This window comes from Nonomuraea sp. ATR24 (assembly GCF_041950485.1).
Taxonomy (GTDB): Bacteria; Actinomycetota; Actinomycetes; order Streptosporangiales; family Streptosporangiaceae; genus Nonomuraea; species Nonomuraea ceibae.
The window spans coordinates 141,411-149,931 of sequence record NZ_JBGNUU010000021.1; the positions used below are offsets into that span (position 1 = coordinate 141,411).

Here is an 8,521-nt window from a genome sequence, read left to right on the forward strand (position 1 = left end):
AGAAGGGCATGAGCGCAATGTTCAAAAGGATGGCCTCGTCCGTCCTGGCGATCGCGGGCGCCGCACTGGCCGCTCAGATCGTTTCCACCTCACCGGCGCTGGCCAACCCGGGCGCTGACGGCTACTGCACACCGCCGCACGAGTTGTGCGTCTATCGCCTCTTCAACTACGTCGACATGCAAGCCGACTATATCGGCACCGACAACGACTTCCGGGACGACTCCCTGTGGTACTGGGACGGCGACGAGATGCTGCCCGGCGCCGAGACGGTCGAGAACCGTACAAGCTCCGCCCGGAATCTCGACACATCGTGCACAGCCGTCCTGTGGCAGTTCAAGGATTTCGGCGGGGAATACCTGGTGATGTACCCGCAGACAGCCTACGGCGACTTGAGGCAGCAAGCGTTCGACAACAAGGCGAGCTCCGTCTCCTGGGGTTGCCCGTAACTATCTCGACCTCCCGTATCGGAAGCGAATATTGGATTAAGGTGGGCACCATGGACAACCGGAAGCAGCGCAAGGGGAACACTTTGGCCCTGGCGCTGGTCTCCCTGGCCACGCTGTCGGCATGCGGCACCTTCGCATACGCCAACACGACCGCATCGGAAGTTCCGGCAGGTAATCAGCCGCCACACCTTCAGTCGATCCAGGATGTGGTCTTCCCGCTGGACGCCTACGAGCCGACCCCCGAGCAGGTGGGGGACCTCACGAGCGCCATGCGCTACGCGCTGTCCGACTGCATGGGTCGCTTCGGCTTCACCGATTATCCGAAGCACCGCCTTAAGGCTTCGGTCAGCCCCTTCCCGGAAGATCGACGGTATCTCTTCATCGAGCCGGCGAAAGCGGCTCAGTACGGATACGCGGGCGCCCCCGCATCCGAGCTTTCTGACAAGCCCCTCAAAGCCGATACCGCTGTGAAATCCTCGGCGCCATCCGCGGAAGAGCAGGCGGTATACCTGGGCAAGGGGCAGCACACCTACCGCAGCTCGCAGATCCCGCAGGGCGGCTGCCTCGGCGAGGCCAGGCGCAGCGTTCTGGCCGGCACCAACGCCGAGAACGAATGGCTGGTGACGCAGCTACGTGGCCAGGCGTCGGACGAGGCGCAGGCCGACGCGCGGACCGTCGAAGCGACTCAGCAGTGGAGCGCGTGCATGGCACGCTCCGGTCATGCGTACAGCGATCCCGCTGCCGCTTGGGAGGACCCGCGCTGGGCTGCGAGGCGCGACGGCGGGCCACTGTCCCCTGAGGAGCAGAAGGTCGCTCAGGCCGACATGCAGTGCAAGCTGGAAGTGAACTACCTGGGGATCAGGTCCACCGTGGAGAAGGAGGTCCAGACGCGCCTGATCGCCAGCAGCGCGGAGCGCCTGGACAAGTATCGGGCCGACCTCCGGGTCAAGCTGAGCAACGCCGCGAAGATTCTCGCCGAGTAAGGCCGAGGCCGGGCACCGTTCCCCGGCGCGTCGATTCAGCTGCAGCATCTTGAGCTCGCCGGACTGTCTACCGTCCGGCGAGCTCTTCTGTTTCGAGCAGCACTGGCCCGTGTCCCGCAGAGTGGAGTGGTCCAGGTCCTCGCGCGCGGCCCTGAGTCTCCTGGCATGCGCTTCCGCAGGCCGTAGCCGTGATCAAAGCGCGCCCTGCAGGATTCGAACCTGCGACCGTCGGATTAGAAGTGGATCGCTGTTTCTTGGTCGGGCGGCACGCTGATCTGCGGTTGTCGTCGCTGTTGTCTCCCGCGGGACGGGGAACGTTCCGCGTATGTTCCGGATCACACGGTCGGCGCGTCCGGTCAGAGAGCTCTCATCCGGCCGGTGCCTGCATACTCAGTGGGCCGGGGCTGAGGAACGAAGCCCTGGACCGTCGATCGCCCCCAACACTCTACGGCGACCAGCCACCGCAAGGCGATCGGGAGGCCAGCACCTCTACGGCGGCGTCAAACCTGGACCAAACCGCATTAGCAGCTCGGGTCTTGGGCGTTCCAGGTTGTCCCAAGTGGACCGATGCGGCTCGACGGCCTTGGTGGAACGGGATGCAACGACGGGGAACTGCAACCCACGAAAGCGACATCCAGTGAGGTCCTCACCGATGAGAGCCTGAACCTATGATCACCTCATGAGTTGTCCTTCAGCGTGTCCAAGTCACGGTTGAGGGAAACGTATTTATGATGGCCGGGATTTGGACAGGCTCGCCCCAAGGTGTTACGACATACGCGACAGTATTACTCGAATACTTTTGGTCAGTGGATGCGTTGACCCTAGAACGCGCTCACAGTCGTTGAGTGTACGTTCGAGCAGCAGCAGTCCTTTCTCGAGCGATCCCATCTTTATATAAGCTGCGGCGCAGTTGCTCCGGGTGATTAAGGTGTCTGGATGATCCCCCCCGAGAATACGTTCCCGATCAGCAAGGGTGCGCTCAAGCAGCGAAAGACCCCGTTTCACATTCCCGAGCGCCATATAGGATGTGCCGAGATTGTTGCGGCTCGCTAGTGTTTCCGGGTGATCTTTTCCTAGAATTCGTTCAGATTCGGCAAGAGCACGGCGATTCGTTAGAATCGCGCGAGATATATCTCCAGCAGCCTCATATGCATGAGCGAGGTTAGCTCGAGAGGCCAGCGTCAAAAAATGATTTGCTCCAAAAAGACGTTCAGCCTCGGCAAGGATGTGCTCGAATAGAGAGATCGACTGTTGGTGCTCGCCGGCGTCGCGATATGTGCGGGCTAGATTAGTTCTAGTGATCAGAGTGTCAATGTGTTCCATGCCTAGAACTCGCTCGCGACCCTCAAGAGCACGCTTGAATAGTTGCATAGCGCGGCTCAAATTTCCGGCCGTCATGTGCGCATAAGCGACGTTGTTGAGGCAAGCCAGAGTGTAAGGGTGATCTTTGCCGAGAATACGCTCCGCATCGCTGAGAGTTCGCTTTATGAGGGGAAGGGCGCGTGCCGGACCATTCAAGGCTTGATATGAGTAGCCAAGATTGGAGCGGCTCGCCAGAGTAGAAAGGTGATCATCTCCTACAAGACGTACGCAGCTACTGACGGCACGCTCCAAATAGGCGGTGGCTTGAGCGGCGCGCCCTTGAGTATTAAGGAATGCTCCTGCCTGATTGAGTAAATCGCAAATAGCGATAGTATCCGAGCTTGGCTTGCTACGGCTGACGAGAGCGTCTACATGCGGCAGCAACATGAGCCAAACAGGCCACGTAGCAGCATTCTGTACGTCTTCAGGAAGCGCTCTATAGAGAAGAGAAACCGCTTCATGACGAGCTTCTTCGATAGCGTGTGGCTCGCGATGAGGGTCCTGTGGATCCGGAGTGCGGCCAACGGCTTGCACTAGGCGATGGAGTGTGAGAGTGCCCGCTGCATCGTCGGTGGCAAGCATATTATGGGCTACCAGGCGACCAATAGCTTTTGCTAGGGTGGGTGGGGCGGCGACGCCAGACAGTAGAGTGCGAGGGATGGCGTCGGGACCATACCAGGACAGTAGCCGCAAGAGCCGCCCGGGCAAGAGATCATCCCCAAGTTGCTTAAGACTGATATGCCAGATACGGGCAATCGTGCGCTCAGCTTCAATACCCTCAGGTGCCGCTTGGTAGGTGGCGGCCGGATATTCATTGAGCATGTCCAGGTAGTCGCGGGGAGTGGTGCCTGTTTCGCAACAAAATGCAGCTGCCTGTTCCACGGCCAATGGCAAATGGCCCAGCTCAATGCATACTTCGATCGCCCCATCGGTGGCTCGCGGACCGTTGTGATTGAGGATGCGCGTGAACAGCTCGACGGCCTCAGCCGGTTCCAAGACATCTAGCCGGACGGGAGTGGCTATGTGGTGCCAGCCAGTGGCTCGCCGAGACGTAATAACGTAGTGGCCTGTCGTGGCACGCGCGAGTAGCGGCTGTACGTGAGCGGGATCCGTGACGTTGTCCAGCACCAAGAGCCAGCTGTCGTGACTTGTAAGCCACTGGATCGCTCTCTCAGCTAAGGCCTTTTGTGGCACAACTTGATCAATGCCAGGCTGTAAGCCTGCGGCGAAGCTGGCCAGGCCGGTATTCAATGCCTCCGGAGTGTCCGCAATAATCCACCACACCACTTTGTATCTGTCGGCTTGGGTAGTTGCCCAGTGAGCCACTAGAGCGCTCTTGCCGATTCCGCCCAAGCCGTGTACTGCCTGAACCACTGCGCTCCGTGATTCGGCAACGGCGGTGTTCAGTCTGTCTAGCGCTACGTCCCGACCGACGAAGAGCCCTACTCGTGCCGGCAGGTTTTTCATCCCCACCGGAGCTATGATCTCCCCTGCCGCACGAGTGTATTCGAGGGGAACCATATTGATCTGGAGTCCGCCGTGAATATCACCAGTTATGGCGGTTCCTGAGAGCACTTGCGCCGCAATCGATCGCTCTCCGTTCGAGTTAATTTCTGTCGGGATTTGGGACTCGTGTCCGCCGCTCACTCGTGGGCCGTTTCTCTATCGCCAGTGCTAGCAGCACCGGATATGGTTTGTGCGGCGATTGATCTGTCTCCAATAGCAGATACTCTCAGCTGGGTTGACGCATCGCTCGTCTCGGCTGGCTCTTGAGCAGTAGTTTCTGCGGCAGAAGCCGACTTGTTCTCAGGCGCGGGCTTTCCGATCGCGCTAACTACTGGAGCATCATCGCCAGTGCTAGCAACCCCGGATATAGTTTGTGCGGCGATTGATCGCTCACCAGAAGCAATCACCCGTACTCCGGCAGCTTGTGAACCAGAGCGCAGTGCACGGTAGGACAGAACCAGCCCCCATACTGAAGTCCCCAAACCGAGCAACGCCACGAACACGCCAATTACGCTGGCCCACTTATCGGCGTCATCCAAGCCAGATCGAAACAGCAGGATGCCTAGGGCAGCTAGCGCCAGTCCCGCCGTCACCGCTCCCGCTATGCGCCACCGGAGTGTCATCTTCCTATGATGATCTGCTCTGTCGGCCCTTGGGGTCCGCTGCAAGTAGGTCACGACATCGTTATATGCCATGGGACGTCATCCGGCCGTGGCGGCTATAGGCCGTCCTCGTGCTTGACGAGACATCGCTCGTGACTTGGAGGATTGTCGGGCAGCATCAGTCACCTTCGTGCACGAGGCCAGCCTGCCGACGCCGGTCGTGTCCCCGTGGCGGGGCTGAGCAGGGGCGGAAGAACGATCGACCGGAGCCGTGACGTGCAGGTTCGCCGATTTCGTGGGGAGTGAGACGGCTAGGCGTATCGTAGTTGTACAACTTGTCGGCATCCACGGCCAACCTAGCGACTGTGATCCGACGAAGGGTTCAAGCGCAAGTCGACCAACGCCCCCGAACTCAGCAGGAATCCCATGTCGATCACCAGTACCACCAAGACGGTCTCGCGCCCCGCCTCCTATAAGCCCCCCCGCCGTCCCGACGAGCCCACCTACCCCTTGGAGCGGCTGCTCGATCGGATCAACCTCAGCGTCGAGCAGTTCGCCGAGATGGTGGGTATCAGTCGGCCCACGGCCTACCGGCGAATGAAGCACGGCGTGAAGTGGGCTGAGGCTGATGACTGGGCGGTCGCGTTCGGCTTCCTGCCGTACGAGATCTGGCCGGAGTGGGATCTGGCCGATCCCAGCGAGTGGTGCGACCTACCGCCTGACCCTGAGTTGGACGCCACGGACGACTACGCGATCGCGTGGGAGCTGCTCCACTCGCTCCCTGACTCCTCGGCGGCCTCCTGAGCCAAGGCGCCCAGACCATGACGAGTATCCAGATAACTCCTCACCGCACGCCGGCTGCGTCTCAGGCCGCAGCCGGCCCCACGGTCGACGGCTCGGTTCCGTTCACAGCCGCGTGGAGGGCGGCCGTGCCGGCAACGCCGGGCGTCTACGTCATCAGCGATTTGAGAGGACCCCTCTATGTCGGAATGACCATGGATTTCTGCAGCCGATTCGAACGGCACCGTACCCGTACGCATAACGTGTGGCTCGCCCAGTGCCTTCAGCGCCCCCGCAGGCATCCCCTCATTCGCGTGGATGTGCGTACCCCCTCATCAGCTGGAGGACCAGGAGCGGGACCTGACCTATGCCCCATCTCCACCCTGTAACGACCGACCAACCACCTGAACGTCCTCGTCAGAAGGAGCACACCATGGCAGCCATCCCCGTCATCAAGGGCAAGATGGGCTCGACCATCTACTACGTAGGAACGATGACGGCCCGCGAACTGGTCTCGTCTACGCGGCCAGCCAGAGACCTGGATTCCTGGGCAAGCGCCTCCATCGAGGAGCGGATGCAGCGCGAGCCCGACATCAGCCGCGTCAAGCGTCAGATCGTGCCTTACCTGGCCGAGCACAAGGACCGCTTCTTCGGCGCCATCATCGTCGTCGTCCCCGAAGGCAGCCTGGAGTACGAGGACCTCGGCAGCCACATCAAAGGACTCAAGCTCGCCTACCGCGAAGGAGCCGAGCAAATGGGCTTCCTGGTTCTCGGAAAAGGCGAGCGGATCATCCTGGACGGTCAGCATCGCTGGTATGCCGCCCGTGAGGTGATTCAGTCCAACGAAGACCTCGGCGAAGAGCAGCGCTTCGTCGGCGACGACAACGTCACCGTGATCTTCATCGAAGACACCGATCCGCGCAAGACCCGAAGGATCTTCAACAAGGTCAACCGGTACGCTAAGCCAACAAGCAGGGCCGACAACATCCTGACCAGCGAGGACAACGGCTACGCCATCATCTCCCGATGGCTGTTGGACAAGGATGAAGACTCGCCCCTCGCCGAGCGCGAGTACCGCGACGACGAAGGGGTCACCTCCCGATGGGAAGTCGTCCAGTGGCGCAGCAGCACACTCAGCCGCACCATGCGCCACCTAACCACGATCGGGACCGTCTACGACAACACCAAGACCATCCTCGACTTCGCTGGCCACAAAGACCTGGATCGCACCGTCAGCCCCTCTGACCAAGTCCTGGAGACGTGCTATGAGGAGGTCGCCACCTGGTTCCACCTGTTCATGATGCACCTCGACGCCTATCGGGACGCCGCTGCGGACCCAGAAGCGATCAAGACCAACAGATTCACCGCCTCCCATCCCCATACTCTGCTCCTGCGGCCTGTCGGACAGACCGCGCTGATCCGCGGGATCACCCAGGCAATGGACTTGAGTCGCCATCCGGTCAGCAACGAGCCACGCCTGACGCTCGAGCGCGCCATCGAGCGTGTCAATAAAGTTGACTTCACCGCCACCGCAGAATCGATCTGGCGGGAAACCATCGTCCGAGCCGACGGTCGCATGGTCGCCCGCAATGAGGCCTACAACCTCGCTGCCCGTCTCCTCGCCTACCTCATCGCAGCCGAGTACCACACCGAGGACCTCAAGACCGCCGTCTGGGCGTCGTGGAACAGCGCACGCGGCAAGGCGACCATCACAAAAGACATCAAAGCACTCAAGGCCGAAGGCAAGACCGAGCAGCTCCCCGAAGAGCTGCCTGAACCGGTGCAGTAGCCATTCTCACCAGGGCGGGCGCTGGTTGATGCCAGCGTCCGCTCCCGCAATTCCGTAGACCTCGGGTGTTGTCGAGGGACGGAAGCGGGCCGTCCATGGGCTGTCCAAGGTCAGCCAACGATGACAAACGACGGCTGATAGCTGACGGTTCAGCAAGTCAGAACGGCTCATGTGAGGTTCCCCCAGGTCGCGTCAGCAAGTCACCACTTCCGGCACAAGAGTCCCGCTTCCCCCCATCTGGGTCCCCCTACGTACCCCGGCCACGAAACTCGGTGGGCCGGGACTAAGGAAGTCCCGGACCGTCGATCGCCCCAACCCTGGGTGAAGTCCGGCCACAGCATGGCGATCATGCTGCATTGGTGCGGCGGCGGCGCGTCCCTGGTCGGCGGGCGCGGCTTGGTACGGCGGGCGATGCGTACGGTGGGCGGCCCGCGTTCCCGCCGCCGTTCGGGACCGGCGTCCACGCCGCACGCCTGGACGGCGGGCGGGCGGCGGGCCGTGCGGCGGCGCGAAGCGCCGCCGCCTTGATACCTAAGAGAACAATTCGGCAGCGCACCGCGAGCTGTGCCAGCTCTTCTGAGCTGAGGACGGCCGGCGTCGTGCGGGCGTTGGCAGCCCTGGCCTATCTCTCGGGCCAGTCCTCGCGCTTGGAGACGTACGTGCCCTTCTGCGGCACGGTGAAGACCCAACCAAGCTCACGCATGTAGGCGATCGCCTGCCTGATCGTCCCTGGCGCTCTGTCGAATCGCTGCCCGAGCGTCTTCTCGCTGGGGATGAGGCGGTTCGGGGCGTAGACCCCTGCCTTGATCTCCTCGATGATCTCGTTGGCGATCTGCTGATAGACCGGGACCTTGCGAGGACTCTGGGGTGCGCTCCTCGGCCCGACGAAGGTGCCACGTCCTTGCTCGGTGTAGACGGCGCCCTCCTGAGCTTGCTCCGCTCCGACGGACACCATCGTTGTGGTGGTCAGGCCGCTGCGACTGCCTCGTAGTCGGCGGGGCTACGGTAGCCCAGGCTGCTGTGCAGGCGGTGCAGGTTGTACCAGCCCTCGAT

7 protein-coding genes are annotated in these 8,521 nt (G+C 61.6%); 5 read left to right on the top strand and 2 right to left on the bottom strand.

The window, feature by feature from the left end:
- Positions 1-8 precede the first annotated feature (8 nt).
- Both ACBI99_RS36940 and ACBI99_RS36945 read left to right on the top strand, forming a co-directional pair.
- Positions 9-446 carry a hypothetical protein gene (locus tag ACBI99_RS36940; RefSeq protein ID WP_219503750.1) on the top strand — a complete coding sequence of 146 codons (438 nt, stop codon included), beginning with the start codon at positions 9-11 and terminating at the stop codon, positions 444-446.
- 50 nt (positions 447-496) lie between these two features.
- Positions 497-1,429, top strand: coding sequence for a hypothetical protein (locus tag ACBI99_RS36945; RefSeq protein ID WP_219503754.1), 933 nt, complete (start codon positions 497-499; stop codon positions 1,427-1,429).
- A 765-nt stretch (positions 1,430-2,194) separates the two neighbouring features.
- Here ACBI99_RS36945 and ACBI99_RS36950 read toward each other — a convergent pair.
- On the bottom strand, positions 2,195-4,312 hold the full coding sequence (locus tag ACBI99_RS36950; RefSeq protein WP_375074599.1) for a tetratricopeptide repeat protein: 2,118 nt from the start codon (positions 4,310-4,312) through the stop codon (positions 2,195-2,197).
- Positions 4,313-5,325: 1,013 nt separating this feature from the next.
- Between ACBI99_RS36950 and ACBI99_RS36955 the strand changes: the two genes are divergently transcribed.
- The 3 genes from ACBI99_RS36955 to ACBI99_RS36965 all read left to right on the top strand — a co-directional run bounded on the left by ACBI99_RS36955 (position 5,326) and on the right by ACBI99_RS36965 (position 7,996).
- Entirely contained in the window at positions 5,326-5,703 is a 378-nt protein-coding gene (locus tag ACBI99_RS36955) for a hypothetical protein (RefSeq protein WP_375074595.1), read from the top strand.
- A gap of 409 nt (positions 5,704-6,112) precedes the next feature.
- Positions 6,113-7,468: a DGQHR domain-containing protein gene (locus ACBI99_RS36960; protein WP_375074596.1), complete on the top strand. Its 1,356-nt coding sequence runs from the start codon at positions 6,113-6,115 to the stop codon at positions 7,466-7,468.
- 348 nt (positions 7,469-7,816) lie between these two features.
- Entirely contained in the window at positions 7,817-7,996 is a 180-nt protein-coding gene (locus ACBI99_RS36965) for a hypothetical protein (protein ID WP_375074597.1), read from the top strand.
- Between the two features lie 94 nt (positions 7,997-8,090).
- Here the strand turns inward: ACBI99_RS36965 and ACBI99_RS36970 are convergent, their stop codons facing one another.
- Entirely contained in the window at positions 8,091-8,423 is a 333-nt protein-coding gene (locus tag ACBI99_RS36970) for a GntR family transcriptional regulator (RefSeq protein ID WP_375074598.1), read from the bottom strand.
- Positions 8,424-8,521 lie beyond the last annotated feature (98 nt).